The organism is Polynucleobacter cosmopolitanus, from assembly GCF_002224225.1.
GTDB lineage: Bacteria > Pseudomonadota > Gammaproteobacteria > Burkholderiales > Burkholderiaceae > Polynucleobacter > Polynucleobacter cosmopolitanus.
In genome coordinates, this window is record NZ_NJGG01000002.1 from 170,240 (window position 1) to 193,965 (window position 23,726).

Sequence of the window (23,726 nt, forward strand, 5' to 3'; positions counted from 1 at the left end):
TTATCCTGAATTTTCTTATTTTGAGAGCTGTTGACTACTTATCTGGTGGGCTTTTCTGATTTTGCGGCATATCTGGCCAAGTCAAAGAAATCCAGATCAACCATCAAACCGAAATCTTTCTGAATCACCCGCCCCTGGGGGTTGATCACATAAAGTTCAGGAACACCTCTTCTCTTACCAATGGCCTTTGATAGCTCTGGGGTCATCATCACTACAGGAAAGCTGTATTGATTCTTTCCCATGTAGTCTTTGACTGACTCAGCCCGTCGATCAATTGAAATTGTGACAATGTTCAACTGCTCAGCAGGCACTTTTTGCCTTAGCTGTTGCATGTATTTATTTTGAGTTCGGCAATAAGAACACCAAGTGGCCCAAACTTGAACAATGGTGTTTCTTTTTGCCCAATCTTCAGATATGAATGTTTCCCCCTGAATCGACTGAATTTGTCCCAAGGGCAAATGATCTCCAACTTCAATCGCATTTGCTTGCGATGAAAGAAAAGTAAAGAGCATGCCTAAAAGCATGATCAGCTTCACCTTGTTAGAAGAGGATTTAAGAAGTCCTTGCATAGAATCAAGAATAAACGATATAAAGAAAAAGGCCATTCAAGTGAATGGCCTGTGTTGCACATTACTTTTAATGTTTTTAAAAGAATGCTTGGATATTGGTTTGAGCACGACCCAAAATCAAAGCATGAATATCGTGTGTTCCCTCGTAAGTGTTGACCACTTCTAAATTCACCATGTGTCTTGCCACTCCATATTCATCAGAAATACCATTGCCACCCATCATGTCTCTGGCCATTCTGGCAATAGCCAATGATTTGCCACAAGAATTACGCTTTAAAATGGATGTGATTTCAACAGCATCCGTGCCCTCATCTTTCATGCGACCCAAACGCAAGCAGGCCTGTAAACCTAAACTGATTTCTGTTTGCATATCGGCCAATTTCACTTGAATCAATTGATTGGCAGCCAGTGGACGACCAAACTGTTGGCGATTCATCACATAGTCACGGGCCCTGAACCAGCAATCTTCAGCGGCGCCCAAGGCACCCCATGCAATACCATAACGAGCACTGTTCAAGCATGTGAAAGGCCCTTTCAGACCTTTGATATTTGGAAAGATATTGTCCTTAGGTACAAAAACTTCATCCATGACAATTTCACCGGTCAATGAGGTTCTCAAACCAACTTTGCCATGAATCGCAGGAGCCGTTAAACCCTTCCAACCTTTTTCCAAGATGAAACCGCGGATCTCATCTTTACCAGTGGCCTCATCGATTAACTTTCCCCACACCACAAATACGTCAGCGATGGGACTGTTGGTGATCCACATTTTCGAACCAGACAATGAGTAACCACCATCCACTGGTTTTGCGCGAGTCACCATGCTGGCAGGATCAGAACCATGATCAGGCTCAGTCAAACCAAAGCAACCAATCCATTCACCAGTAGCCAGTTTTGGCAGGTATTTCTTTTTTTGTTCTTCTGTTCCGAAATCATTGATAGGCACCATCACCAAAGAAGACTGCACACTCAACATAGATCTGTAACCAGAATCGATTCGCTCAACTTCACGAGCGACCAAACCATATGCCACGTAATTCAAACCAGCACCGCCATATTGTTCAGGGATGGTCATACCCAACAAGCCCAAGCCGCCCATTTCTCTAAAAATAGCGATGTCTGTTTTTTCATGACGAAACGCTTCAGTCACCCTGGGTAATAACTGACCCTGACAGTAGTCATGAGCAGCATCTTTGATCATGCGCTCCTCGTCAGTTAACTGATCATCCAAACGCAGTGGATCATTCCATTGAAAAGTCTGACTCATAGAGAATTACCTATAAAAAAACTGATTAAACCTAGTTATAAAAATGTGTGAAGCTTTCCGCTTTTTCGCGGTCGGTGGTCAAAGTATTTTCGACTTTGCTTTGATCAGCGTATCCCAAGGACATGCCACAGATTAACTGTTGCTCAGGATTGAGGTTCAAATGCTTTGCAATCACTCGATGAAATTGAGTGAAGGCCGCTTGCGGACAAGTATCAAGACCACGGGCTTTCGCAGCCAACATCACGTTTTGCACAAACATGCCATAGTCAAACCAACTACCTTGCTGCATGACTCGGTCAATGGTGAAGAAAACTCCAACTGGCGCATCAAAGAATTGGTAGTTGCGAGCGCCTTGGGCTTTCATGCGATCTTTGTCTTCCTTACCGATACCCAAAAGACCATACAAATCAAAACCAACCTTACGACGGCGCGCTAAATAAGGATCAATCCACTTTGATGGGTAGTAGTTATATTCTTCAGTGTGTTCTTTGAGTGTTTCAGGATCATTAAAAATGCTGAGGATTTCATCGGTGATCGCCTGCTTGGCAGCCCCTTGAACAATGTGTACTTGCCAAGGTTGGGTGTTGGTACCTGATGGAGCACGACCAGCAACATTCATGATGTCCAGAATGTCTTGTTTTTTTACTTCAGTTGGCAAAAAAGCACGAATAGAGCGTCTTGCCTTGATGTTGTCATCAACAATTTTGGTGATTTCTACGTGATTCATTTGTTTTATCTCTTCTTTTTATTGGGTAGGCTAGAGGATAAAACAGACTTTAAATCTTCGCTGAGGATTAAAACGCTCATATTTCAGTGAATTGAGTCGAAAAAGCCTGCTTTTTGGGCCCGCAAAACCCAATAAATCCTTTTTTTGCCAAAAATACCTGTTTTTGGGTGTTTTAGCCCCAGAAAACCTAGTAAAAGCCCTGATTAGATAATCATATCCCTTTATTCAAATTGTGCGATACTTAGTGCGTAGGTCTTCAAGTAGCTTCCGTCGTTTCCATTTTTCAAAATGGATGATTCGGTTAGTTGAATCTTCCAGCCCTGCAAAGAAAAGGTGAGAAATCACCACGTTTAATTTTTTTAAGGAATTTCAGTAATGGCAACAGGTATTGTTAAGTGGTTCAACGACGCAAAAGGTTTTGGTTTTATTACTCCTGATGGTGGTGGTGAAGATTTATTCGCTCACTTCTCAGCGATTCAAGGTAACGGATTCAAAAGCTTGAAAGAAAACCAAAAGGTTAGCTTTGAAGTAACAACTGGCCCTAAGGGCAAGCAAGCTTCTAACATCAACCCAATGTAATTTGGTGTTATGTTTATAAGAACCCGACTTCGGTCGGGTTTTTTATTGCCTATTTTTTATGGCTGGCTTTGATTCGATGACTTAAATCAGCCCCACTCCGCCCAGCACTGCCCCAATCAATAACAACAACAAAATATGTATCTTTGTTTTCCAAATCAGGAAGACAGTGACAATGGTGCACAACCACAATGGCCAGTCATTTTCCAAACTGGTATTAGCCGCACTGATCAACCAACTGGTTGCCAGAATGGCGCCGATCACCAATGTGGCCAACCCTTGTTTGAATGCCAAAATAAAATTACTGTCTTTGTTGGCTTGAACCCACTTCGCAGTTGAGTACGTCAGAATTGAACTGGGTAGCATCACACCAATCATGGCCAATAACATACCAAAGGTTCCCCAAAGATACTGCGCATGAATTGTTGTGACAGAGTTAATGCCTATGTGCCAACCCATCATGGCAATCACCAAGATGTTTGGGCCCGGGGCTGATTGAGCAATTGCAATTGATGCTGCGAATTGGTCTTCAGACATCCAAGCATTTTGATAGACCAAATGGCGATGCATCTCAGGGATGACAGTCACTGCTCCGCCAACTGCCATCAACGAAACAGCCGTGAAATGCAAAAAAACATCCAGCCAGTTTGCGAAAGAAAATGGAATCATGGCTTGACCCGACGATATGTCAGATAGATAGACAAAATGCCAAGGCTTAAGAGCACATGCACCAAAGGAATTCTGATCAACGCCACCAAAATAAAACAGAGTAAGGCAATACCAATGGCAGGCAAATAACCCAACGGATGCTTTTTAAGTGCGCTGGCCAATTTAAGAGATGTCCCAGCAATCAAGCCTGCTGCAACAGCGCCCATCCCTTTGATCGCACCTGCAACCGCTGGATTAGCACCCCAATGAAGATATGTGATCGCTATAACAATCAGCGCCAACATCGGAAATACCAACATGCCAGCAATGGCTGCTAATGCGCCGAGCAACCCAAAATGGCGTGAGCCAAAAATGATGGCCAAGTTAACAACATTGGGGCCCGGTAATACTTGGGCAACTGCCCACTCTTCAAGAAACTCTTCTCTGGTGTACCAACGTTTTTTATCAACCAACTCGCGCTCAGCAACTGGTAAAACACCACCAAATCCTTGAAGAGCCAGCCAAGTGAATACCCAGAAAATTTCAGATTTAGATTGGGGCAATTGGCTCATGGTTTTATTTTATCGTGCCTGATTGCTCTAAACATAGGTAAATAAAAAGGAGCCGAAGCTCCTTTGAATATCTTTTCTTTGGCAATCTTAATTAGTAGATACTTCTTTAACGCGCATCGTTCTTGCTTGCTCATTGATTGGTCGAATACGCTTACCTTGGAAAAAGACAGCTGTTTGAGATAAACCATTGGTCAAAATAGTGAACGGTGCTTTACCGCTAAAGGTATGGCCAGCACCAAAACTAGTACCAGCCTCAATTGATTGCATCATTGATTTGCCAGTAGCATCCACCACACAAACAATTTGTCTTGACTCTACATAGACATGCACAAAGTTACCTGGCTTGCTAGGTTCAGTCACAGATTGCTCTGTCAAGCTCGCATCAGGTTTTGGGCAACCAACATCTGATGGCAATGGTGCAACAGCTGCAACACTGGCTACTGCCGGTGTCGCTGAACTTGGTGCAGATGGGTTTGCCGGGTTTGCAGGATTGGCAGGTGTTGCTGGATCAGTGCTATCTTCTTTAGGTTCAGCCCCTTCAACCACCACAGCTTGAGGCTCTGCTGCTGGCGGATTGAATACAGCAATGATGTCATTTCTACTTGAATAAAGGCCGCCCGCCACCAAGATCAATAACAAGACTGACACTAAGGCACGACGAGAACCTTTTTGTTGTGGTCTTGAAGAATCCATTTGACCGCCAGATTGAAGATTCTCCAAACTGACTTTCATTGGTTGACTTGCTGCTGCCGCTGCTGGTTTAGCAGTTTGTTGATTTGATTCTTGAGCAACTGGCTTCTTCTCAGGAGTGCTTACTTTTTCTTCTTTGGCGGCTTTTGTTTCTTGAACTTTCACAGACTGCTGCGTATCTTCAATGGCTGCATCAAAAGGTAAAGATTCTTGTTGAGCCAAATCACCATCGGGATGAACCAAAACAAGTGATTCGTCTAACTGCAATATTTTGGCAACTTTTTTTGCCACAGTGATCTTATGAGACTCAGAGTAAAAGCTAGTGACACCACCCTGCTCAAGCTCAGTGATGTGTTTTTTAGACAGGCAAGCCTTAGTTGCTAGATCTTGAATTTCAAGTCTGAGCTTTTCACGGGCGGCTTTAAGCACCTTTCCCTGAATTTCAGGCAGGATTTCAAATTTATTTTTTGATCCTAATGACATGCTGTCTCCATGAGCTCTTTGGCCTCATCTTGTAACTTTAACATCGATAAATAACTCAAAACTATAAATTCATCAAAGCCTTACAACTTATTCTTCACCGAACCATACAAACGAACCAATTCTTGCAAAGAAGTGGCTCTCATTTTCTCCATGACCCTTGATTTATGGACTTTGATGGTGGCATCTGTGGTTCCCAAACGAACCGCCACGTCTTTGTTCATCAAACCCTCTACCAATAGAGCGCAAACCTCTTTTTCCCTGGGGGTCAAAGAGTCATAGCGTTGATTAATGGTCAATGACTGAGTCATTGATTGGAAAATTTCTTTATCTTTTTCAATCGCGGTGCCGATGCAACGCAATAGATCATCCAAATTGAATGGTTTGAACAAGAAATCTACTGCGCCTTGTTTCATGCTCACCACGATCTCGTGAGGCATTGATTCACCTGAAATGAAAATGATTGGAGTCTCACGACCCATCTCTTTCAATTTCTTTTGTAAGTCAACGCCTGACATAATTGGCATCCGCATATCCAACAGGATGGTTGCTGGAGACACTGGAATTGATTTTTCTAAAAATGATTCTGGAGATTCATGTGACTCGATGGAGTAACCGCAACTCTTCAACATGCGAGTCAAGGAACTGCGCATTGAAGCGTCATCATCGATGATGTATATATGGCCTATTTCACTCAAAATGTTATATCTTTCAGATATTTAACTTTGATCATATTAGTTAGATTAATAACTTTCGGCTATTAGCTTTAAAGCTAATAAAAAAAAGGCCGCACAAATGTGGTGCAGCCTTGATGGGTTTAATTCATGCTCTAGATCAGTGTTCGGGAGTGACCTGCAAAGCAACTAAAAATCTTGAAACCATGTTGTAGGTGGCAATGACACCCACCAACTCCACCAAATGCGAATTACCCAAAGCGCTTTGTAAACGTTTCATCAAAGCAGAATCGACTTCAATCGAGCGCGTCATTTGAATGGTTAATTCAATGGCATCCTCTTCCAATTGACTGAACAAGCCTGCTGACATTGGGCTAGAGCCAATCTGGCGCATGGCTTTGACTTGCTCTTCGGTGCCGCCAGCACTTAAAAAGACTGGGGCATGGTGAATGAATTCGTATTCAGCACGGTTCAAGATGGCCACACCACACATACCCAATTCACGTAGTTTTGGATCTAAGCCAAGATTGTTACGGACCTCACCTAAAAAAGCATTCCAACCCGTTGCAAATGGAGCGCTGTGCAACAACATGCGATCAAGATTGATGAATTGGCCGCCTCGCCTTTGACGAATAGCAGCCACCAAATCCGCTGGCTCTTGCAAGTCCAGCGGTTGATAAGGTACAAGACGTTCAGTCATTGATTAATCAGCTGCCTTGATGTTGTTGGCCTTGATGAAAGCACCCCAAACATCAATCTGCTTATTAACAAAATCTTGAGCAGGCTTAGGACCCAAGGCTGCAATTTCAATGCCTTGTGATTTCAAGCGTTGCGCAATCTCAGGATTCTTCAAAGCTTTTGCAACTTCTTCGTGCATGCGATTAACGATTGCTGCTGGAGTTTTTGCTGGAGCAATGATGGCCCACCAAGCTGGAGCTTCAAAGTTAGGGTAACCACTTTCAGCAATCGTTGGCACGTTTGGCAATTCTGGCGAACGTTTGCTGGTCGTCACAGCCAAAGGAATCACACCACCCGAATCAACGTGAGGCTTGACCAAGAACAATGAACCAATGGCCAAAGGCACGTGGCCTGCCAAAGCGTCTTGCATCAGAGGGCCACCGCCACGATAAGGGACGTGTGTCCAATCAAATTTGGCGTCTTTAGCCAATGATGCCAAAGCCAAATGACCTAAGCTACCTGTACCAATTGAACCGTAGTTATTCGCTTTTTTAGCTTTTGCATCAGCAAGCAATTGTTTAAAGCTGGTGATGCCTGATGCTTTAGTGGCAGTTAACACCATTGGCGCTGTACCAATCATGGTCACAGTCGTCAAATCGGTTTTGGTCTTGTACGGCAATTTTTCAATCATGTTCTCGTTCACGCCGTGAGTGTCAAACACCACGCCAAACGTGTAACCATCCGGTTGAGCTCTTGAAACTGCAGCAGCACCGATTGAGCCTGATGCTCCACCAATGTTTTCAACAATCACGTTTTGCTTCATTTGATTTTGCAAGGCTGGAGCCAAAATTCTGGCCACTTGGTCAACAGATCCCCCTGGTGGGAAAACTGCGATCATCTTGATTGTTTTTTGAGTTGGCCAGTCATTGCTTTGTGCCTGAGCGACACCACTGATACATAAAACCGACATCAAGCCGGCTAAAAGCTTATTCATTACGTCTCCTTTAGGTTTTGTCCGGCTTTTATAGCTCTGTGACTTCATAAATATCCCACACTCCTATAATGAATGCAATTAAAAAAACGGGACCCATCATGCGCAAGAAAATTGTGGTTTTAGATGATTATGAAAATTCATATGAAAAACTGTCCAATTGGAGCGCTATCAAAGGTTTGGCCGATGTACAGATCTTCAATCAGCCCCTGCTTGGCATTGCGCTACTGGAAAAAATTCAAGATGCTCATGCCTTAGTTTTAATGCGTGATCGCACCCCACTCAAAGCAGACCTGATTGCCCAGTTAAAGCATTTGGAATATGTGGTTTTTACAGGCACCCGCAATTTAGCTTTAGATACTGAAGCATTAAAACAAAGAGGCATTCCAATCAGTTACACAGAATGGGGTCCATCCAAAGACAGCACAGCTGAATTAACTTGGGCATTGATTCTGGGCTTACACAAAAGATTGATCGAACAAAACAAACTGATCATCGAAAATCAGTGGCGCAATCAACATTCTTTATTGCCAGTTTTAAAAGGTCAAACTTTGGGTTTAGTCGGCCTGGGTGAAATTGGCTCACGCGTGGCCAAAGTGGCGCTCGCCTTTGGCATGAAAGTGGTGACCTGGAGTCCCAATATGACCTCTGAAAGAGCTGCAGCCGTGGGTGCTGAATCAGTCAGCTTGAATATTCTCATGCAAACATCAGACATTGTTTCTTTGCACATCGTTGCTAGCCCAACGACCAAGGGGATGATCAATCAAGAAAAATTAGCTCTCATGAAAAAAGATGCTTTACTGATCAATACGTCACGCTCAACTTTGGTTGATACGGGTGCCTTGGTTCAAGCACTTCAAAAACAAAGTATCGGTGGTGCCGCTTTGGATGTTTTTGACATCGAGCCTTTACCCGCAGATCATCCTTTGCGTAGCACACCCAATACATTACTTACCCCACACCTTGGTTTCGTGGCAGAGCCCGTGTTCAAGTCATTCACAACGGGTGTGGTGGAATCTTTGGAAGCTTGGTTAAATGGTCAAGCCATCATCCGTCCTCTGCCCTGATTGCGGCAACCCACGTGGTGCCCTGCAATCAGAGTGTCCTTACTGTGGATCGCAAGAGACGCCACCACTGCCTAAAAAGTTGGCAGGCATTTTTACGCTCAATTTAGAGGAGAACTTGCCCAGGGTCGACGAAGCATTGATTCTTTTTGATCGAGCATTAAATGAACTCGCCAAAACAGCGATCAGGGTTGTGAAAGTGATACATGGGTATGGCTCAGGCGGACAAGGTGGCCGAATCAAAGAAGCTATTCGCCAAGAACTGATGTATCAAAGGCGCTCTCACTTGATCAGCAGTTATTTTGCTGGTGAAGATTTGGGTCCTGGTAAAGAGTCCTACCAAGAACTGTGCAGACAATACCCTGCCGTCAAAGATATTCTGACAAAGGATATTCATGGCAACCCCGGTATTACTTTGATTATTCTGAAAAGATGAATAAACCGTTAACCGATTCTCAATGCCCTCAATGTGGCAAAATTTTTGAATGTCTCGCTGCCACAAATGTGGAAGATTGCTGGTGCATGTCACTGCCACCTGTGAGCTTCAAAGATGGCGAAAAAAGCAGTTCTTGCTGGTGCCCTGATTGCCTTCAACAGCAATTGGAAAAGCAATCAAAACAAGATTAAAGGGTTGCTAAGCTCTGAGAGTGAACAAAGCTCACTCCGAGCGAGAACAAACCCACTCACGTCTTTGCCATTCACCTGGTTTTTCAGCAAAAACCATCCAAATGACCAAACCGCTCATCAAAGACCAAATTGGGTTAGAAATCAAAGTTTTCATTTAAATACTCCTTTTAAAGCCAGTAGATACAAGGCAAAGTGCCTATACTGTATAAATATACAGTATTTTTAAAAGATGTCAAGAAAATGCTTAAAATTCTTAAAAAGCGCTTGTTTGGGCAGATAATTGATAATTCAAATGAGCCCAGCAATCCTGGGTTCTGCTGACCAATGAATAGATAACTGGGTAAACAATGACGCTGGCTGAAATGATTTTTGATGGACTGGTTTGGTTGATCGGTGGTCTGGTGGTTTTGTATATGGTCCGCCGCTATTGGGTGATGTTTCGAGCCAGTAAAAAAGACTCTTCGCAATAAGGAGACATTGCCATGTTGTTAACCGCTATTCTCACCCCACTCTCACGTGTTTTATTGAGTACCTGTTTGGTATTGTTTTCAGGCTTATCGTTGGCACAGGTCGATATTCCAGACGCCAAAGTTTCTCAAGGTATTGAATACATCAGTGGTGGTATTGGTAGTGAAGAGTCTGATGCAATGTTAGTTTTGGGTAAAAAATGGCCCTTGGTTTTGGAATTTTCCCAAGATCATCCGCAAAGACCACTTTGGGTGGCTGATGTTACGGTGAAGATTCTTGATCAAAAAAAGAAGATCGTTTTTGAAGCCTTGAGTGATGGCCCCATCATGTTGCTGAAAATGAATCCGGGTAAATACGATGCTGAATATTCATTTGAAGGGAAAGTTTTGAAACGTTCCTTGGTGGTTGAAGAAGGTAAGTTTCAAAAACAATCAGTTGTTTGGCCACAATAAGACCTCGAAGATTCTATGCGTTCAGCATTTCTTGACAACATCAAAGGCATTGCTTGCCTGTTGATTCTTTTTCATCACTTGGCTTTTTATGGGCCCATGTCGGATGTAGCTAATGCAGTGATCCCCAACAGCATTGATTTCTTTTTTGATGACGCACGCTTGGCGGTTGCGGTATTTCTTTGTATTGGTGGTTTTTTAACTGGCTTAAAACTCAGCGAACCCAATTTTTTCGCCAAGCATTCTGTGCAACAAGTGATTTGGCATAAGTATCTTCGCCTGGTGATTCCCTACCTTGGCGCAATCGCTTTAGCCATTGCAGCTTCATTTACGGCGAGTCGCCTGATGGAGCACCATTCAATCTCTGCGATGCCAGATGTTCCTCAATTATTGAGCCATCTGTTCTTTTTACAAAACATCCTTGGTTATGAATCTTTATCTGCAGGCCTTTGGTATGTTGCGATTGATTTTCAGTTATTTGCCGTTTGCGCTCTGCTGGTTTTCTTGGTAGAGAAATTATCACCAGCCAGCTGGAGTTACCGCAGCACTCGCCTGATCACATTGATCATCTTTAGCGCCCTCACAATTGCATCGGTGATATTTTTTAATCGTCATAATATCTATGACGTTTTTTTCATTTTCTTCTTTGCCACCTATGGCTTGGGCTTGCTGACTGCATACTTGGTAAGAAGCCAATCACATCATGTCTTGATTCTGTCTGTGGCAGCCATCACCATTTTTTCTCTTTACTATCAAGATTTCAGGGAGCGATTATTAATTGCATTGCTGATGGCATTTTTGTTATTCGGTAGTTATGAGAGCAATTGGTCCAAATCCAAACTGTGGAATAACCCATTGGGAAAAATTGGAGAGATGTCTTATTCTATTTTCTTGGTGCACTTCCCAGTTTCCCTGGTGGTCAGTGGCATTTGGGTGAAGCTATACCCAAGTGATCCTTGGATGAATGTCTTTGGAATGAGCGTATCAGCAGTACTTAGTTTATTGCTGGCCATTCCTTTCTATAAATACATAGAAAAGAATTAAACCTAAGAAATTAAACCCAACCCTGCTTCCATTCCAATCCATTGGTGAGTGATCGCCATTGAATTGTTTTTTGACGCTTGCTCATCACCGCTTCAATCACCACCTGCTCCACTGCACCACCTTCTATTTCTGGATCAATCACTTTGATCACCATGAAGTGTTTTTCTTTGTTCAAAGGTGTGACAGCTGTCCATTTACTCAAGAGCAGTTTTTTGGGGTGAATCGGATTTTTGGTCATGGATGAAATTTCAATGGCTCTTTAATTTTTATTCATTTCAATAGATACTATGAAGATGAAACAATTATTGCAAGAAACCAAAACAATTGCTGTGGTCGGGCTATCCAATAAACCTGATCGACCATCTTATGGCGTGACGAAGTACATGCAAGCGCATGGCTACAAGATCATTCCAGTGAATCCAAGCTGTTCTGAAATTTTGGGCGAGCCCTGTTATCCAGATTTGAGCAGTATTCCAGTACCTGTGGACATGGTGAATGTGTTCAGAAAGTCAGAAGATTGCCTCGATGTTGCTCATGAGGCGGTCAAAATTGGCGCAAAATCCTTGTGGCTTCAAATGGGGGTCATTAACCAGGAAGCTTTGGATTACGCCAGCTCACATGGCCTAACTGGCATCATGAATAAATGCCTGATGGTGGAACACCGCAAGCTGGGTCTTTAAGCCTTCAATTTAGAGAGGCAAATAAAGCAGAAATCCTGATTCTCGATTAAGCTAGATGCATGAAAAATACCCATGATATCCTGGCCAGCGAGATCACCCCTCAAAACATCTTTGAAAAGAGACGTCAATTAATCAAGTTGGCGGCGATGGGTGTGTTTGGCTTGTCGCAAGCAGAAGTATTCAGCAGAAGTGCTTTTGCTCAGAGCGGCCAAAAGCTTCCGGCCAAAGTCAATCCGCAGTTCTTTGTGGCAGATAAGCTGACAAGCTATAAAGATGTCACCACCTACAATAATTTTTATGAGTTTGGAACAGATAAAGCTGATCCTGCTCGCAATGCCCACACGCTAAAAACAAGACCTTGGACTGTGAGTGTTGAAGGTCTGGTTAATAAACCAAAAGTTTGGGACATTGATGCCCTGCTCAAGTTGGCCCCCATGGAAGAACGAATCTATCGCTTTCGGTGTGTTGAAGGCTGGTCCATGGTCATCCCTTGGATTGGTTATTCTTTATCTCATCTGATCAAAGCCAGCGAACCACAAGGTTCTGCGAAGTACATTGAATTCATTTCTTTGGCCGACCCCAAACAAATGCCTGGAGTGAACAGTCGTGTATTGAATTGGCCATACACCGAAGGCTTGCGTTTAGATGAGGCCATGAATCCATTGGCACTTCTAACATTTGGTCTTTATGGAGAAGTGCTGCCCAACCAGAATGGCGCACCAATTCGTATCAATGTGCCTTGGAAATATGGATTCAAGAGTGCTAAATCAATTGTAAAAATCCGCATCACCGATAAAGAACCCGCAACGAGCTGGAAAGTATCAGCCCCTTATGAGTATGGCTTCTATTCCAATGTCAACCCAGAGGTCAACCATCCTCGCTGGAGTCAAGCAACTGAGAGAAGAATCGGTGCTGAGGGCGGTATGTTTGCACCTAAGATCAAGACTTTGCCTTTCAATGGCTACGCTGAGCAAGTGGCGCATCTTTATAAAGGCATGGATTTACGGAAGTTTTATTAAGTGATGAAAGCATTATTGATCGGCATTGGTTTACTGCCATTGGTTCGATTGATAGTTTTGGGCTACCAAGATGATTTGACAGCGAACCCCATTGAATTCATCACAAGATCAACTGGTACATGGGCATTGGTGTTCTTGTGTTTGACCTTGGCCATCACACCTTTGAGAAGACTCACTGGTATCAATCAATTGATCCAATACCGAAGAACCTTGGGTTTATTTGTGTTCTTCTATGCCTGTCTGCACTTTTCAATTTGGTTTTGGTTAGATCACAGTCTGATATTTTCAGAAATGATCATCGATGTGATCAAGCGTCCTTTCATCACGGTGGGATTCATATCTTTTGTTTTACTGATTCCTTTGGCGCTAACATCCAATCAATGGGCCGTTAAAAAACTAAAACGGAGCTGGGCCAGGCTGCATCAATTGATTTACTTGATTGCACCCTTGGTGATCCTTCATTATTTTTGGCACAAGTCTGGAAAAAATGATTACTTCACCGTGAGCATCTATGGCGCTATTCTTTTGATACTTCTAGCACTAAGACTAAGACCGAGGTTAAAACTATGAATCTGATCAAACAACACAATTTAAAGATGCCTGTTTACGGCAGTCTATTGGCCATCCTCATGACCTCCATGATGAGCATAGCCAGCGCTCAATCAAAACCAAGTGCTTTAGAAAAAACGACTCGAATTGGTCAACTTGAATGGGACTTGCATGAAGTCACGATTGGTTCAGTCAAACTTTATGCACAACAAACCAAGTTTGTCAGCTCGGGCGAAAAAGAAGGCGGTAGTTTCATTTATGAAAACGGTTGGACACGCAAAAAAGGATGGACTTGGTTGCAACCATTTGGCGTGCCAGCAAAAGATCAAGAGCCAGCGGTTCATTTAAATTTTGATGAAGCACAAGCCATCTGCCAATTTTTTGGCAAACGACTGCCCAAAGATCAAGAATGGACATCAGCGGCCTTTCTGGAACAGCGGGACGCTCCTCCACAGCCATTCGTCAAAGGTAAACGTTATACCTATGCCAATGGTGATACCCCACAAAACTCGCATTGCTTGAATGGCTGTGCAGGTTTGAAAGGCCTAGCCCCTGCTAATGTTCTTAATCGCGGCACAGGCCATGTGGCAGTGATGACCACTCAGCCAGGTGTGAATGGTTTGTACGATATGGGCGGCAATGTTTGGGAATGGGTGGATGATGGTCCGGGCAATGAGCGAGTCACTCGCGGTGCCTCTTGGTGGTACGGACCAGAGAATCAAATTGAATCTGCTCTGGCCACAAAACCCAGAGATACCAAAGTGGCTTATGTTGGTTTTAGGTGCGTGAGAGATGCTAAGGCTGTAAAGTGAAACTGCATCAACTGATTTAAATAATTTGGATAATCAGAGATGGCATGATCACCACCCTCTAAGATCAATTGCTGAGCATCAGGGTATTTAGCGATCATCTCACGCCAATCTAAAACCTCATCTCCTTTTGCTACCAATAAGAAGTAACGCTCTGCTTGATTGATCTTTTCTACATAGATCTCTTGAAGCTCTTCAATGTACTCTGGCAAGAAATGAAACACCTCTTCTTGGTGCCAAGATTTCTGCTCACCAATGTATTTTTGTAAATCTCTGGCTGGCTCAATCGCTGGATTCAGCAAACTGACCTTACTTGGAAAGAGTTCGCCCAAATGAGTAGCGTAGTAACCACCCAAAGAAGAGCCCATCAAAGACAAATGACTGAATGTTTGCTTATCGATATGCTCTCGCACCATCGCGATTGCTGCGCGGGGTGAGGCAGGCAATTGCGGACAGTACCAAGTAATCTGCTCACCCAACTGAATACGCTGCTCAATTGCAGCCTTGGTCAATTGGGCCTTATTAGAGAGTGGCGAAGATTTAAAACCGTGAAGATAAACAAATAAATGCATGTGAATGATTTTAATTTGAATCAAGCAAGAGGAATTAGCCTAATATAGTCGAATCTTACTCAAGAAATCAGGTTTGTTGATGAGCACAATATTTGAAAAACTTTTATCTGGCGAATTTCCCTGCGCCAAAGTCTATGAAGATGATCTCGTGTTTGCTTTCATGGATGCCGGCCAAGTGAATGATGGGCATGTGATCGTGGCCTCAAAAAAACCATACGAAACCATTTTAGATATCGACGAAGAAACCACCCAACGACTATTCTTAGTGGCCAAGCGCATTGCTCACGTTGTTCAAGATGTATTCAAGGCTGAAGGCATCACCCTCTTACAAGCCAACAAAGATGCTGGCTGGCAATCAGTACCGCACATCCATGTGCATGTTTTACCTCGATATAAAAATGATGGGGTTGAACTGGTTTGGCCAAGAAAAGAACCAGGCATCGAGCGCCTGCTTGAATTAGCCAAACTCATCAAAGTACCAAGTATTTAAGGAATCATCAATGAACTGTCCGTGCGGCAAGGATCGCCACGAAACATGTTGCGGAAGATTTCTTGAGGGCAAAGAACTGGCCAGCAATGCCGAAGAATTGATGCGCTCACGCTACAGTGCCTTTGTTTTAAAAAATGAAGTTTATTTATTGAGCACATGGCACCCCTCCACCAGACCTCAAGAACCATTATTCAATCAAGATCCTACTCAATGGATGGGGCTGACTGTCAAGCAGTTCAATGAAGCCAGTGATCGTTTATCTGCCAAGGTAGAATTTGTGGCTATATATAAAATCAACGGTAAAGCCCATCGCCTTCACGAAATCAGCTCCTTTGTTTTTGAAGGCAAACAATGGCTATATGTCGATGGGCAGTTTCCCAAGATAAAATGATTCTATGAACGACGATATTCTTCTTAAAATGCGCGCTGTCTTCCAAGATTGCCAAAAGCAGGCTGTCATATTGGTCCAACAGCACCCCAGTATCCACAAAGGATTTGTGGCTGATATGCAGTTTGCCAGCACGTTTGGCACCTTTTTGGGCGAAATCAAAATCAAGCATGGCATTGATATTGAAAAAGACTCTATGGCTCAACGCTTGATCAATGCTCTAGAAAAAACAGACTCTCACACCATTGGTCTGATTCGCGAAGAAATCTATGATGCTTTAGATAAGATGCAAGCAGAACAATATGCCAGCTATATATTCATTAGCTGCTTCCCGAGCATTTACAAAGCAATGTCAGAAAAATAAAGGCCAATCATGATGTCCGAACAATTAGCCAAGAAGACGCTCAAAGAAAAACTTTTCATCATCATCTTTGAGGCTGATACTCGCGCAGGACAGTTATTTGATAAAACTCTGATTTATTTGATTTTGCTATCACTGGTTGTGGTGGTGGTCGATAGCATCGAGTCAATTTCTGCAGAATTTCACTTCAGCCTGACTGTTCTAGAGTGGATCTTCACGATCATTTTCAGCTTGGAATACATTGCGCGGGTTTACTGTGCGCAAAATCGGATGCAGTACATCAAGAGCTTTTACGGCATCATCGATTTGGTGGCGATTCTTCCGACCTATCTAGCGATGCTCTTCCCTGAGTTACATGCCTTGATTGATGTGCGCGTGTTGCGCTTGATTCGTATCTTCAGAATTTTCAAACTCACTGAATATGTCACGGAATATGTTCATCTAGGAGCTGCCCTAGCAGCCAGCAGAAGAAAGATTTTTGTCTTTTTGTCTGCTGTTTTGATGATTGTGATGGTCTTGGGCACTCTCATGTATGTGATTGAGGGTCCAGCCAACGGATTTACGAGCATACCAACGAGTATTTATTGGGCCATCAGCACCATGACCACTGTTGGGTTTGGTGACATCACTCCTAAAACAGACTTGGGAAGATTCATCACATCCATCATGATGTTGATGGGTTGGGGAACCTTGGCAGTACCAACGGGTATTGTGACCGCTGAATTAGCCAGTTCGCGTCCCGAACAAATCACCACCAGAACTTGTAAAGAATGCATGTCAGAAGGTCATGCTGCTACCGACCAATACTGTCGACATTGTGGTGCCAAACTACCTGACTACGTTCACGACTAAATCATCGCCTTTATTCATCGAACTTATTTATCTTTCTTATTTTTTGGATGATGTCCAGTATTTTTGCATCTCTAAAAACAGAAATGATGCTGACCAAGTGATCAGCAAGAGGCCTAGCAGAGCCTCAATACCGGTCAAATATCTCAAATAGCCATGGGCCACCACATCTCCATAACCAACAGTTGTGTAGGTGACGAAAGATAAATAAACATAATCCAATAGGAGGCCATGACCACTGGCTGCCCCGGTCAAGCCGCCCATGCCATCAAATTGCAGTGCCAGCAAATAACCTAAAGCAAATATCCAAATTTCAACAATGTGGGCCATGAAAATCACACCAGCACCCACCAGCACTTTGAAACGCCCAGGTAAATGCGCGACTTTGGGCAATTGTTTATCCAATTGAAATAAGACTTCATAGTGAAGCAGGATCACTAAAAAAGCCAAGAGTGTATTAAATATAAAAGCGAAGGTCAGCAGCATAAATAGGCTTCTTTAAAAAAGAATTGGTCCATATTACCGATTTATCAAGCTTTACACCACCGGAATAATCAAGCCGCAGATAAAAACTTTGAGAATGGTTACACTAGATCAATTCATTCATCAATAATTGATTCAATTTAAGAATATTCTTTATGCTGTCTCATCTAGAAAAATTCAATGCCTTAGTGATTGGCTCTACCGGTTCGATTGGTCAGGCATTCATTGAGCATTTAAATAAACTTCCAAATTGTTCAAAAGTCATTGGCTTGAGCAGACAATCTACACCATCGATTGATTATGCAAATCCTGACAGCATTCAAGCAGCAGCTGATGCCTTGTCTCATGAAGGCCCTTTCCACTTGATCATTGTTGCTACAGGCATTCTTCACACAGATGCTTGGTTGCCAGAGAAGAAGTTATCAGACTTGCATGAAGCTCAGTTCATGCAAACCATGCAGTTAAATGCCTTGGGTCCTGGCATGTGCTTGCAATCATTCGCGCCACTATTAGATTCTGAGTTTGGCGTCATGGCTTGTCTGTCTGCCAAAGTCGGTAGCATTGAAGACAATCGCTTGGGTGGTTGGTATAGCTATCGAGCCTCTAAGGCTGCTTTGAATATGCTGATTAAAACAGCATCGATTGAGCAAAAACGCACAAGACCCAATCATTGCTTACTGGCCTTGCACCCCGGCACAGTTGCCTCTGCTCTATCAAGGCCCTTTAAAGGCGATCAGATTGGTAGAACACCACATGATGCGACTTTTGATATGTTGCAAGTGCTCTTGAACGTCAACGCAAGCGACTCTGGCAAGTTCTTGAGTTACCAAGGCGAAGAGATTCCTTGGTAAGAAATTCTCTACATTTAATTATTTGATATTTTGAAATATTTGATTCATTGACTTCGCTAAAGCGATGTCTTTGTGCGTGATGCCGCCAGAATCATGGGTGCTCAATGTCACATGCACAGTGCTGTAAACATTTGACCAATCAGGATGGTGATTCATCTCTTCAATTGGCTCGTAACAATTCTTCATGAAAGCAAAGGCTTGCTCAAAATTCTTGAACATGAACTTCCTCTGCAGTGAGAGTTGATCAGCACTGATGGCCCAACCCTCTAGCTCACTGATTGGAATATCTTTAACTGCCAGTAAAGCTGGCTTGACGTTAGTTGCTTGAGTGGACATGACGAGCTTTTAAAAGTGATGAAAGATAAAACAAGGCTGGCGTAATGATCAACCAGATAACTGATAAGCAAATCATGGCGGTGACAAAGTCAGGAAATACACCTGCCCCCATTCTGACGCCAGCCCAATAGGCAAATGGTCCACTGATGGCACCCAATACTCCTGCGAGCAAATAGCGGCCACTCAACCAGCTCATGGATGATTGAAGCGTCAATGCCAGAGCAATCCAAATAGGCGTCATCCACAAAGGTGCCATCGATGTCCAATAAGCCGTTGTAAAAGTAATTAAGTTTTGGGATATCAGTAAGCTATCAAGAGCCACTCCTATGATCACCGCAATCAAGCCAATCACATAGTCATGCATACGGTGCTCTGAGGTAAGGATGGCCCAAGCAATGATGCCTACAGAAATCAGGATGGCCATCAATTCAAACTGATGGGCAGCCCCAAAAATACATAGAAACCAAACTGCCTGAAATTGAATGAAGTTGATCAGTTTTTTCATAGACTTCTTGATACTTCAGTATTAACGTTTGTAAAAGGCCAAAGTGACTTCACCTAAATAAATGCCAAATTTGCTCATTTTGGCTTTGTTCAGCATGACCTTATCATCCATTTGATACATCCAGTCATTGAACTGAACGTTATAGACCTTGCCATCTACCGGCAACGCCAATGTGTATGACCAGTTCAAAGCATTACCAGCAACCTCACCCAATGCTTCCCCAACCACATCAGAGGCAGTTCCCTTGTAGCGATTAGGTGCGATTTCTGTGAGGGTCCACACGCGACGCTGTGTAGTGCCATCAGAATAAATGAAGGCTTCATCCAACACGCCAACTTTTTTACCATTCTGCACTGTCCACTTGGCATCAATCACGACTTTGAATCGTTTCACAACTTTATCGCTTCTGTCTGTGAAGATGCCATGGGCATCAATCGTGCCATTGAAATAGGTAGACAGGTCCAAGGTTGGTTTTTCTTGGGCATAGTCACTGACTTTCACGCTTGAACATCCAAATAAGGCAATACCCATTAAACAAACTCCTAAACGTTGCAAAGATTTAATCATGACAATAGGCCTCTAAATTAACCCTCGGACAATATTGACCCAATAATACTTTTCTTAATTGGGGCGCACTGGTTTTAGGGTGTAACCAGATACCAAAAAATGCTTGGGAGAATGACTCTCCAGAAATTTCACTGACAAACTGACCGTTATAAAAAAACTGAGTGCTGCCTTCGGGCTTTTTAATGGCAGTGATCGAGTCCCCTACTTGTACGGTCTTGAATGCTTTGGCCAATGGATCGGCCCACTCCGCTCTTTGTGTATCACTCACACCCAAATTCTTTAGTTCATCCAAGGTTTGCTTCACCAAGGCTTTAGCTTCAAATTTGCGCAGGTACTGAATATCCAAAGCAATGCCCCCTTTAAGCTCTTTACTGGCATACAGCTTGGCATCGTAGAGGGTAAATCCCCAATAAGTCATCCGTCCATGTCCCAAACCTTCGACTTGACTCATGTTTTTACTGACCAGGGATTGATTATGAGTACTTGATGCAATCGTCACGCCTGAAAACAACATAGCCAAGCATAGAAAAAATGCATTGACTGGTAGGCCAAACAGGCGGTATTTACTTAAATAACTGATCATCTGACTAGCTTACTCTTTAATCAGAATTATTTCTTATGTCTCCCAGACCTCCCAAGAAATATGGGGGTATTGAAGGTGTTGCCAAGAGTGGTCATTTTATAAAGAATTGATGAAAAAAATGCTTATTTGAGCCAAACAACTAAGATATTGAACTAACTGTAAAATGAAGCATCAATAAATGGATGCTGTTCTATGAAAAAAACAAGCCCTACCGACGAACTTCGCGAGACCGGACTGAAGGTCACGGCACCAAGATTAAAGATCTTGGAGTTTTTCAATAAAAATCCTAATCGCCACTTCAGCGCTGATGATATTTACCTGGAGGTCATCAAAGAGAAGCTGGATATTGGTATTGCCACAATTTACCGAGTATTGATGCAGTTTGAAGGCGCTGGCATTTTGAGAAAAAATAACTTTGAATCCTCCAAAAGCGAGGGTAAAGCTATTTTTGAATTAAATGAAGGTACTCATCACGATCACATTGTTTGTGTCAAATGTGGAAAGATCGAAGAGTTCTTTGATTCAACCATCGAAAAGCGTCAAAAAGAGATCGCTGAAAAACTAGGCTTTACTCTGGTTGATCACTCTTTATCTTTGTACGGTTCTTGCAAAGCCTGCAAGAAAAAATAACAAGTTAGCTGACGGGTTGATTGCTCTGCATCATCCTCGGTTGAATCATTTAGCCATTGAGCTTTGAGCGCTCTTTTCTCAAAATAAACTGCACAGGTAAGAGATAACAAGCATTGATATCTCTGTCTTGATTTTTCGCAGGAATAAATTTCCATTTCTTCACGGTTTCAATCGCGATGTCATCCAAACGCTGATAACCCGATGTTGTTTCTAGCTTCAGATTTTCTACCAAGCCACCTAAGCTGACACAGACGTTCAGAACCACTTTACCCTCTTCATTCAGTCTTCGGCTCATCAAAGGATAAGGCGGCTTGGGATTATTCAGGCCTTTAGCAAATGGGTTCAGCATTGTGACTGGAGCAGCCCCAGCTTGATATGTCTCTATTTGTCTTTTTTCTTCATCAAAATTTAGGCTCTTTTCTGAATCACTATCTTGGCTTTGCTTAGAGGCAGATACTTTTGGTACGATATTGATGGCGTTTGTTGAAGGCTGATCGATGAGGGACGCCATCATCATGATCTGAGCGCCATGCTCACTGCGCGCATTAAAAGAAAATAGTCCAAACAAAATAATTGCAACATGAACTGCAGTGATCAGCAATGTGATGACTGCATGAGCTTGATTGGCTTTACTAAATATCAAAGACATGATGTTGGTCAGTTTGTGTAAGAGCACCTTAGATCTGATGGAATCAACAAATCTTTTCTTCCTGGTCGAGTAAATCTTTCGAACTTCATGCCATACAAAATCTCCAGCTCCCTATGTGGAGCAGGATGGGCTGGTAGGTCTGCGATGATCTTGCCCTCTTTGATCAAGATCAGCCGTTCAAAATGTTCGATGGCTTGTTGGATGTCATGCAAGATGGCAACGAGGGTCAGAGATCTGCCTTGGCAAAATTTCAAAATAGCCAAGAGCAATTCGATCTGTAATCCAGGATCCAAAGCTGCCAGCGGTTCATCAATCAGCAGGATACCGTTGCTCTGATCCCATAATTGGGCAAATATTCTGGCTAAGTGAACTCTGGATTTTTCTCCGCCGGAGAGTGTTTGATATGAGCGATTCAAAAGATGCTCTACTCGTGCGGCTTTTGCTGATTCTTTGATGATCTTGATGAGTTCAGGGTCATGGTCCCTCGCCACCCTGCCTAAACTGATGATTAGCTCACTGCTTAAATTAAATGCAGTCTCATGCTGCTGAGGTAAAAATGCCCTCTTATAAGAAAGCTCTTGAAAACTCATTTGCCTGATTGGTTTTGATAAAAACTCTATGCTCCCAAGATGATCATGCAATCCCGACATAATTTGCAATAAAGTCGATTTACCAGCTCCGCTTGGGCCCAGTATCGCGATACGCTCCTTGCTTTTGATATCGATTGAAAATGGTCCAAGAGTATTGTTAAGAGCATGGATGCCAATACTTTTATAACTGGTATTTTTTAAACCAGTATCTTTTAAAGATAAGAGAAGTTTTGTTTGGGGCATCAGATCAAGACCCTTCTTTGTTTTGCTAATAGGCTCAAGAAAAAAGGCGCGCCCAACAGGGCTGTGAATATACCCACAGGTATCTCTGCAGGGATGGCCACTGTTCTGGCCAAGGTGTCTGCTAATAGCAGCAGTAAACCGCCGAATAACATGGACAGTGGCAATACCTGGCGATGATCAGGGCCTGCAATGCTCCTAGCTATGTGGGGCGCAATCAAGCTGATGAATCCAATCATCCCGCACCAAGCTACCGCACAAGCACTCAAGATAGCCACCATCACAATGATGCGTTGACGCAATTGCTTCAGATTGATACCGACCTGAGCTGCTACAGCCTCACCCAATGACAAGGCATTAATTTGTAGCGTCAATTTTTGTGAGCATAAAAATGCGACGGCCAGTACAAATATCATCAATGAAAGAACCATCCAATTGACACCTGCTAATGAACCCATGGTCCAAAAAGATAGATTTCTTAATTGTTGATCATTGGCAAGGTAAGTAGATAAGCCAATGAAAGCTGCGACCAAGGCATTGATAGCAATACCAGTGAGTAACAGTCCCATCACAGATCCTGGCGTTAACCACCTTGCAAGACGGTCTAATAGAAAGCAAATACTCAGAGCTCCGCAGAAGGCTGCAAGAGGCAACACCCATATACGCAGGCCTTCAGGGATTGCCCCAGCCCAACTTCCAGAAAATACAATCGCTCCGGCTGCCGCAGCGGCAGCTCCACTGCTCACCCCCAATAAGCCAGGATCTGCTAGAGGATTACGAAACAATCCTTGTGTCAAAGCCCCTGCCAAACCAAGGCTTGCACCAATCGTAATGGCAAACAAAATTCTGGGTAAGCGCACTTGCCACAAAATATAGTTTTGTACGGGCTCAGCATGGGCCGATAAGCTATTTAAATAATTGATTTCGACTGGGCCAAGGATGACAGCTATCAAAGCAATCGTCATCAGCACAATCAAACCAATCGCATATATCAGGGCAGTTTGATTGTTCATCAATTTTAAATACCGCTGCAAGAGTGAGCTCTGATGTA

37 protein-coding genes are annotated in these 23,726 nt (G+C 43.2%); 17 read left to right on the forward strand and 20 right to left on the reverse strand.

Features of this window, described 5'->3' with window-relative positions:
* Positions 1-38: 38 nt before the first annotated feature.
* From AOC33_RS06320 to AOC33_RS06330, 3 genes are all read right to left on the reverse strand, one after another.
* Positions 39-569, reverse strand: coding sequence for a TlpA family protein disulfide reductase (locus AOC33_RS06320; RefSeq protein ID WP_180738113.1), 531 nt, complete (start codon positions 567-569; stop codon positions 39-41).
* Positions 570-645: 76 nt separating this feature from the next.
* Positions 646-1,836, reverse strand: coding sequence for an acyl-CoA dehydrogenase (locus AOC33_RS06325; RefSeq protein ID WP_089515903.1), 1,191 nt, complete (start codon positions 1,834-1,836; stop codon positions 646-648).
* Positions 1,837-1,867: 31 nt separating this feature from the next.
* Positions 1,868-2,563, reverse strand: coding sequence for a nitroreductase (locus AOC33_RS06330; protein WP_089515904.1), 696 nt, complete (start codon positions 2,561-2,563; stop codon positions 1,868-1,870).
* A 375-nt stretch (positions 2,564-2,938) separates the two neighbouring features.
* Here AOC33_RS06330 and AOC33_RS06335 point away from each other — a divergent pair, with 375 nt between their 5' ends.
* Complete coding sequence (locus AOC33_RS06335) at positions 2,939-3,142, forward strand: cold-shock protein (RefSeq protein ID WP_089515906.1); 204 nt, start codon at positions 2,939-2,941, stop codon at positions 3,140-3,142.
* An 81-nt stretch (positions 3,143-3,223) separates the two neighbouring features.
* On the opposite strand, the gene AOC33_RS06340 is transcribed toward AOC33_RS06335, so the two are convergent.
* The 6 genes from AOC33_RS06340 to AOC33_RS06365 form a co-directional block, all read right to left on the reverse strand.
* The gene (locus tag AOC33_RS06340) at positions 3,224-3,808 is read right to left on the reverse strand and encodes a chromate transporter (RefSeq protein WP_089515908.1); all 585 of its coding nucleotides are present in this window, start codon (positions 3,806-3,808) and stop codon (positions 3,224-3,226) included.
* Positions 3,805-4,359, reverse strand: coding sequence for a chromate transporter (locus AOC33_RS06345; protein WP_089515910.1), 555 nt, complete (start codon positions 4,357-4,359; stop codon positions 3,805-3,807). The genes AOC33_RS06340 and AOC33_RS06345 overlap by 4 nt, the downstream gene beginning before the upstream one ends.
* 87 nt (positions 4,360-4,446) lie before the next feature.
* Positions 4,447-5,532: a helix-turn-helix domain-containing protein gene (locus tag AOC33_RS06350; RefSeq protein ID WP_089515911.1), complete on the reverse strand. Its 1,086-nt coding sequence runs from the start codon at positions 5,530-5,532 to the stop codon at positions 4,447-4,449.
* Between the two features lie 80 nt (positions 5,533-5,612).
* Positions 5,613-6,227 (reverse strand): response regulator transcription factor, encoded by a 615-nt coding sequence (locus AOC33_RS06355; protein ID WP_089515913.1) that lies wholly within the window; start codon positions 6,225-6,227, stop codon positions 5,613-5,615.
* A 136-nt stretch (positions 6,228-6,363) separates the two neighbouring features.
* On the reverse strand, positions 6,364-6,903 hold the full coding sequence (locus tag AOC33_RS06360) for a carboxymuconolactone decarboxylase family protein (RefSeq protein ID WP_089515914.1): 540 nt from the start codon (positions 6,901-6,903) through the stop codon (positions 6,364-6,366).
* Between the two features lie 3 nt (positions 6,904-6,906).
* A complete protein-coding gene (locus tag AOC33_RS06365) occupies positions 6,907-7,875 on the reverse strand; it encodes a Bug family tripartite tricarboxylate transporter substrate binding protein (protein WP_089515916.1) in 969 nt (322 codons plus the stop codon).
* A 68-nt stretch (positions 7,876-7,943) separates the two neighbouring features.
* Between AOC33_RS06365 and AOC33_RS06370 the strand changes: the two genes are divergently transcribed.
* Genes AOC33_RS06370 through AOC33_RS09265 form a run of 3 tightly spaced genes read left to right on the forward strand, consistent with a single transcriptional unit; the run spans position 7,944 to position 9,563 of the window.
* Complete coding sequence (locus AOC33_RS06370; protein ID WP_089515918.1) at positions 7,944-8,939, forward strand: D-2-hydroxyacid dehydrogenase family protein; 996 nt, start codon at positions 7,944-7,946, stop codon at positions 8,937-8,939.
* Positions 8,908-9,372 (forward strand): Smr/MutS family protein, encoded by a 465-nt coding sequence (locus AOC33_RS06375; protein WP_089515920.1) that lies wholly within the window; start codon positions 8,908-8,910, stop codon positions 9,370-9,372. The genes AOC33_RS06370 and AOC33_RS06375 overlap by 32 nt, the downstream gene beginning before the upstream one ends.
* Positions 9,369-9,563 (forward strand): cysteine-rich CWC family protein, encoded by a 195-nt coding sequence (locus AOC33_RS09265; protein ID WP_089515922.1) that lies wholly within the window; start codon positions 9,369-9,371, stop codon positions 9,561-9,563. The genes AOC33_RS06375 and AOC33_RS09265 overlap by 4 nt, the downstream gene beginning before the upstream one ends.
* Positions 9,564-9,594: 31 nt before the next feature.
* Here AOC33_RS09265 and AOC33_RS09230 read toward each other — a convergent pair whose 3' ends face one another.
* Positions 9,595-9,717, reverse strand: coding sequence for a hypothetical protein (locus AOC33_RS09230; protein WP_255535262.1), 123 nt, complete (start codon positions 9,715-9,717; stop codon positions 9,595-9,597).
* Positions 9,718-9,910: 193 nt separating this feature from the next.
* On the opposite strand from AOC33_RS09230, the gene AOC33_RS09235 reads away from it, so the two are divergent.
* From AOC33_RS09235 to AOC33_RS06390, 3 genes are read left to right on the forward strand one after another with little or no spacing between them, the layout of a single operon-like run.
* Positions 9,911-10,033, forward strand: a complete 123-nt coding sequence (locus AOC33_RS09235; RefSeq protein WP_281252761.1) for a hypothetical protein — start codon at positions 9,911-9,913, stop codon at positions 10,031-10,033.
* A gap of 12 nt (positions 10,034-10,045) precedes the next feature.
* Positions 10,046-10,483, forward strand: coding sequence for a hypothetical protein (locus AOC33_RS06385; RefSeq protein WP_089515924.1), 438 nt, complete (start codon positions 10,046-10,048; stop codon positions 10,481-10,483).
* A 15-nt stretch (positions 10,484-10,498) separates the two neighbouring features.
* A complete protein-coding gene (locus tag AOC33_RS06390; protein WP_089515926.1) occupies positions 10,499-11,524 on the forward strand; it encodes an acyltransferase family protein in 1,026 nt (341 codons plus the stop codon).
* A gap of 10 nt (positions 11,525-11,534) precedes the next feature.
* Here the strand turns inward: AOC33_RS06390 and AOC33_RS06395 are convergent, their stop codons facing one another.
* Positions 11,535-11,762, reverse strand: coding sequence for a TIGR02450 family Trp-rich protein (locus AOC33_RS06395; RefSeq protein WP_089515927.1), 228 nt, complete (start codon positions 11,760-11,762; stop codon positions 11,535-11,537).
* 49 nt (positions 11,763-11,811) lie between these two features.
* On the opposite strand from AOC33_RS06395, the gene AOC33_RS06400 reads away from it, so the two are divergent.
* The 4 genes from AOC33_RS06400 to AOC33_RS06415 are packed head-to-tail and all read left to right on the forward strand — an operon-like array spanning position 11,812 to position 14,584.
* Positions 11,812-12,204, forward strand: coding sequence for a CoA-binding protein (locus AOC33_RS06400; RefSeq protein WP_089515928.1), 393 nt, complete (start codon positions 11,812-11,814; stop codon positions 12,202-12,204).
* Between the two features lie 59 nt (positions 12,205-12,263).
* Positions 12,264-13,223, forward strand: coding sequence for a protein-methionine-sulfoxide reductase catalytic subunit MsrP (gene msrP, locus AOC33_RS06405; protein WP_089515930.1), 960 nt, complete (start codon positions 12,264-12,266; stop codon positions 13,221-13,223).
* A gap of 3 nt (positions 13,224-13,226) precedes the next feature.
* Positions 13,227-13,793: a protein-methionine-sulfoxide reductase heme-binding subunit MsrQ gene (locus AOC33_RS06410; protein WP_089515932.1), complete on the forward strand. Its 567-nt coding sequence runs from the start codon at positions 13,227-13,229 to the stop codon at positions 13,791-13,793.
* The gene (locus AOC33_RS06415; RefSeq protein WP_089515934.1) at positions 13,790-14,584 is read left to right on the forward strand and encodes a formylglycine-generating enzyme family protein; all 795 of its coding nucleotides are present in this window, start codon (positions 13,790-13,792) and stop codon (positions 14,582-14,584) included. Before AOC33_RS06410 ends, AOC33_RS06415 begins: the two co-directional genes overlap by 4 nt.
* Here AOC33_RS06415 and AOC33_RS06420 read toward each other — a convergent pair.
* On the reverse strand, positions 14,539-15,153 hold the full coding sequence (locus AOC33_RS06420) for a YqiA/YcfP family alpha/beta fold hydrolase (RefSeq protein WP_180738114.1): 615 nt from the start codon (positions 15,151-15,153) through the stop codon (positions 14,539-14,541). The two genes, AOC33_RS06415 and AOC33_RS06420, sit on opposite strands and share 46 nt — an antisense overlap.
* Positions 15,154-15,232: 79 nt before the next feature.
* On the opposite strand from AOC33_RS06420, the gene AOC33_RS06425 reads away from it, so the two are divergent.
* The 4 genes from AOC33_RS06425 to AOC33_RS06440 are packed head-to-tail and all read left to right on the forward strand — an operon-like array spanning position 15,233 to position 17,244.
* Entirely contained in the window at positions 15,233-15,643 is a 411-nt protein-coding gene (locus tag AOC33_RS06425; RefSeq protein WP_089515936.1) for an HIT family protein, read from the forward strand.
* Positions 15,644-15,653: 10 nt separating this feature from the next.
* Positions 15,654-16,034 (forward strand): YchJ family protein, encoded by a 381-nt coding sequence (locus AOC33_RS06430; RefSeq protein ID WP_089515938.1) that lies wholly within the window; start codon positions 15,654-15,656, stop codon positions 16,032-16,034.
* A 4-nt stretch (positions 16,035-16,038) separates the two neighbouring features.
* Positions 16,039-16,395, forward strand: a complete 357-nt coding sequence (locus AOC33_RS06435; RefSeq protein ID WP_089515939.1) for a hypothetical protein — start codon at positions 16,039-16,041, stop codon at positions 16,393-16,395.
* Between the two features lie 9 nt (positions 16,396-16,404).
* Positions 16,405-17,244, forward strand: a complete 840-nt coding sequence (locus AOC33_RS06440; protein ID WP_219349912.1) for an ion transporter — start codon at positions 16,405-16,407, stop codon at positions 17,242-17,244.
* A gap of 36 nt (positions 17,245-17,280) precedes the next feature.
* Here AOC33_RS06440 and AOC33_RS06445 read toward each other — a convergent pair whose 3' ends face one another.
* On the reverse strand, positions 17,281-17,727 hold the full coding sequence (locus AOC33_RS06445) for a potassium channel family protein (protein ID WP_089515941.1): 447 nt from the start codon (positions 17,725-17,727) through the stop codon (positions 17,281-17,283).
* Positions 17,728-17,879: 152 nt separating this feature from the next.
* Between AOC33_RS06445 and AOC33_RS06450 the strand changes: the two genes are divergently transcribed.
* The gene (locus tag AOC33_RS06450; RefSeq protein WP_089515943.1) at positions 17,880-18,575 is read left to right on the forward strand and encodes an SDR family NAD(P)-dependent oxidoreductase; all 696 of its coding nucleotides are present in this window, start codon (positions 17,880-17,882) and stop codon (positions 18,573-18,575) included.
* An 18-nt stretch (positions 18,576-18,593) separates the two neighbouring features.
* Here AOC33_RS06450 and AOC33_RS06455 read toward each other — a convergent pair whose 3' ends face one another.
* The 4 genes from AOC33_RS06455 to AOC33_RS06470 are packed head-to-tail and all read right to left on the reverse strand — an operon-like array spanning position 18,594 to position 20,566.
* Positions 18,594-18,911: a 4a-hydroxytetrahydrobiopterin dehydratase gene (locus AOC33_RS06455; RefSeq protein WP_089515945.1), complete on the reverse strand. Its 318-nt coding sequence runs from the start codon at positions 18,909-18,911 to the stop codon at positions 18,594-18,596.
* The gene (locus tag AOC33_RS06460) at positions 18,892-19,416 is read right to left on the reverse strand and encodes a DUF2878 domain-containing protein (RefSeq protein ID WP_089515946.1); all 525 of its coding nucleotides are present in this window, start codon (positions 19,414-19,416) and stop codon (positions 18,892-18,894) included. Before AOC33_RS06460 ends, AOC33_RS06455 begins: the two co-directional genes overlap by 20 nt.
* Before the next feature lie 21 nt (positions 19,417-19,437).
* Positions 19,438-19,983: a DUF3833 domain-containing protein gene (locus AOC33_RS06465; RefSeq protein ID WP_089515948.1), complete on the reverse strand. Its 546-nt coding sequence runs from the start codon at positions 19,981-19,983 to the stop codon at positions 19,438-19,440.
* Complete coding sequence (locus AOC33_RS06470) at positions 19,976-20,566, reverse strand: chalcone isomerase family protein (protein WP_089515950.1); 591 nt, start codon at positions 20,564-20,566, stop codon at positions 19,976-19,978. Before AOC33_RS06470 ends, AOC33_RS06465 begins: the two co-directional genes overlap by 8 nt.
* Before the next feature lie 192 nt (positions 20,567-20,758).
* Between AOC33_RS06470 and fur the strand changes: the two genes are divergently transcribed.
* Entirely contained in the window at positions 20,759-21,196 is a 438-nt protein-coding gene (gene fur, locus AOC33_RS06475; RefSeq protein ID WP_089515952.1) for a ferric iron uptake transcriptional regulator, read from the forward strand.
* A 49-nt stretch (positions 21,197-21,245) separates the two neighbouring features.
* Here the strand turns inward: fur and AOC33_RS06480 are convergent, their stop codons facing one another.
* The 3 genes from AOC33_RS06480 to AOC33_RS06490 are packed head-to-tail and all read right to left on the reverse strand — an operon-like array spanning position 21,246 to position 23,688.
* The gene (locus AOC33_RS06480; protein ID WP_089515954.1) at positions 21,246-21,845 is read right to left on the reverse strand and encodes an energy transducer TonB; all 600 of its coding nucleotides are present in this window, start codon (positions 21,843-21,845) and stop codon (positions 21,246-21,248) included.
* An 8-nt stretch (positions 21,846-21,853) separates the two neighbouring features.
* Positions 21,854-22,678 carry an ABC transporter ATP-binding protein gene (locus AOC33_RS06485; protein ID WP_089515956.1) on the reverse strand — a complete coding sequence of 275 codons (825 nt, stop codon included), beginning with the start codon at positions 22,676-22,678 and terminating at the stop codon, positions 21,854-21,856.
* Entirely contained in the window at positions 22,678-23,688 is a 1,011-nt protein-coding gene (locus AOC33_RS06490) for a FecCD family ABC transporter permease (protein WP_089515958.1), read from the reverse strand. The genes AOC33_RS06485 and AOC33_RS06490 overlap by 1 nt, the downstream gene beginning before the upstream one ends.
* Between the last annotated feature and the right edge of the window lie 38 nt (positions 23,689-23,726).

Excerpts from the sequence above, each read along its gene's own strand:
- AOC33_RS06410 (WP_089515932.1), top strand. The coding sequence starts at position 13,227 with ATGAAAGCATTATTGATCGGCATTGGTTTACTGCCATTGGTTCGATTG.
- AOC33_RS06465 (WP_089515948.1), bottom strand. The coding sequence starts at position 19,983 with ATGATTAAATCTTTGCAACGTTTAGGAGTTTGTTTAATGGGTATTGCC.
- AOC33_RS06345 (WP_089515910.1), bottom strand. The coding sequence starts at position 4,359 with ATGAGCCAATTGCCCCAATCTAAATCTGAAATTTTCTGGGTATTCACT.
- AOC33_RS06445 (WP_089515941.1), bottom strand. The coding sequence starts at position 17,727 with ATGCTGCTGACCTTCGCTTTTATATTTAATACACTCTTGGCTTTTTTA.
- AOC33_RS06325 (WP_089515903.1), bottom strand. The coding sequence starts at position 1,836 with ATGAGTCAGACTTTTCAATGGAATGATCCACTGCGTTTGGATGATCAG.
- AOC33_RS06390 (WP_089515926.1), top strand. The coding sequence starts at position 10,499 with ATGCGTTCAGCATTTCTTGACAACATCAAAGGCATTGCTTGCCTGTTG.
- AOC33_RS06385 (WP_089515924.1), top strand. The coding sequence starts at position 10,046 with ATGTTGTTAACCGCTATTCTCACCCCACTCTCACGTGTTTTATTGAGT.
- AOC33_RS06370 (WP_089515918.1), top strand. The coding sequence starts at position 7,944 with ATGAATGCAATTAAAAAAACGGGACCCATCATGCGCAAGAAAATTGTG.
- AOC33_RS06450 (WP_089515943.1), top strand. The coding sequence starts at position 17,880 with ATGCTGTCTCATCTAGAAAAATTCAATGCCTTAGTGATTGGCTCTACC.
- AOC33_RS09235 (WP_281252761.1), top strand. The coding sequence starts at position 9,911 with ATGACGCTGGCTGAAATGATTTTTGATGGACTGGTTTGGTTGATCGGT.
- AOC33_RS06335 (WP_089515906.1), top strand. The coding sequence starts at position 2,939 with ATGGCAACAGGTATTGTTAAGTGGTTCAACGACGCAAAAGGTTTTGGT.
- AOC33_RS06395 (WP_089515927.1), bottom strand. The coding sequence starts at position 11,762 with ATGACCAAAAATCCGATTCACCCCAAAAAACTGCTCTTGAGTAAATGG.
- AOC33_RS06455 (WP_089515945.1), bottom strand. The coding sequence starts at position 18,911 with ATGTCCACTCAAGCAACTAACGTCAAGCCAGCTTTACTGGCAGTTAAA.
- AOC33_RS06400 (WP_089515928.1), top strand. The coding sequence starts at position 11,812 with ATGAAGATGAAACAATTATTGCAAGAAACCAAAACAATTGCTGTGGTC.
- AOC33_RS06320 (WP_180738113.1), bottom strand. The coding sequence starts at position 569 with ATGCAAGGACTTCTTAAATCCTCTTCTAACAAGGTGAAGCTGATCATG.
- AOC33_RS06375 (WP_089515920.1), top strand. The coding sequence starts at position 8,908 with ATGGTCAAGCCATCATCCGTCCTCTGCCCTGATTGCGGCAACCCACGT.
- AOC33_RS06350 (WP_089515911.1), bottom strand. The coding sequence starts at position 5,532 with ATGTCATTAGGATCAAAAAATAAATTTGAAATCCTGCCTGAAATTCAG.
- AOC33_RS06470 (WP_089515950.1), bottom strand. The coding sequence starts at position 20,566 with ATGATCAGTTATTTAAGTAAATACCGCCTGTTTGGCCTACCAGTCAAT.
- AOC33_RS06430 (WP_089515938.1), top strand. The coding sequence starts at position 15,654 with ATGAACTGTCCGTGCGGCAAGGATCGCCACGAAACATGTTGCGGAAGA.
- AOC33_RS06435 (WP_089515939.1), top strand. The coding sequence starts at position 16,039 with ATGAACGACGATATTCTTCTTAAAATGCGCGCTGTCTTCCAAGATTGC.
- AOC33_RS06415 (WP_089515934.1), top strand. The coding sequence starts at position 13,790 with ATGAATCTGATCAAACAACACAATTTAAAGATGCCTGTTTACGGCAGT.
- AOC33_RS06420 (WP_180738114.1), bottom strand. The coding sequence starts at position 15,153 with ATGCATTTATTTGTTTATCTTCACGGTTTTAAATCTTCGCCACTCTCT.
- AOC33_RS09230 (WP_255535262.1), bottom strand. The coding sequence starts at position 9,717 with ATGAAAACTTTGATTTCTAACCCAATTTGGTCTTTGATGAGCGGTTTG.
- AOC33_RS06490 (WP_089515958.1), bottom strand. The coding sequence starts at position 23,688 with ATGAACAATCAAACTGCCCTGATATATGCGATTGGTTTGATTGTGCTG.
- fur (WP_089515952.1), top strand. The coding sequence starts at position 20,759 with ATGAAAAAAACAAGCCCTACCGACGAACTTCGCGAGACCGGACTGAAG.
- AOC33_RS06365 (WP_089515916.1), bottom strand. The coding sequence starts at position 7,875 with ATGAATAAGCTTTTAGCCGGCTTGATGTCGGTTTTATGTATCAGTGGT.
- AOC33_RS06340 (WP_089515908.1), bottom strand. The coding sequence starts at position 3,808 with ATGATTCCATTTTCTTTCGCAAACTGGCTGGATGTTTTTTTGCATTTC.
- AOC33_RS06330 (WP_089515904.1), bottom strand. The coding sequence starts at position 2,563 with ATGAATCACGTAGAAATCACCAAAATTGTTGATGACAACATCAAGGCA.
- AOC33_RS06485 (WP_089515956.1), bottom strand. The coding sequence starts at position 22,678 with ATGCCCCAAACAAAACTTCTCTTATCTTTAAAAGATACTGGTTTAAAA.
- AOC33_RS06425 (WP_089515936.1), top strand. The coding sequence starts at position 15,233 with ATGAGCACAATATTTGAAAAACTTTTATCTGGCGAATTTCCCTGCGCC.
- AOC33_RS06360 (WP_089515914.1), bottom strand. The coding sequence starts at position 6,903 with ATGACTGAACGTCTTGTACCTTATCAACCGCTGGACTTGCAAGAGCCA.
- AOC33_RS06440 (WP_219349912.1), top strand. The coding sequence starts at position 16,405 with ATGATGTCCGAACAATTAGCCAAGAAGACGCTCAAAGAAAAACTTTTC.
- AOC33_RS06460 (WP_089515946.1), bottom strand. The coding sequence starts at position 19,416 with ATGAAAAAACTGATCAACTTCATTCAATTTCAGGCAGTTTGGTTTCTA.
- AOC33_RS06480 (WP_089515954.1), bottom strand. The coding sequence starts at position 21,845 with ATGTCTTTGATATTTAGTAAAGCCAATCAAGCTCATGCAGTCATCACA.
- msrP (WP_089515930.1), top strand. The coding sequence starts at position 12,264 with ATGAAAAATACCCATGATATCCTGGCCAGCGAGATCACCCCTCAAAAC.
- AOC33_RS09265 (WP_089515922.1), top strand. The coding sequence starts at position 9,369 with ATGAATAAACCGTTAACCGATTCTCAATGCCCTCAATGTGGCAAAATT.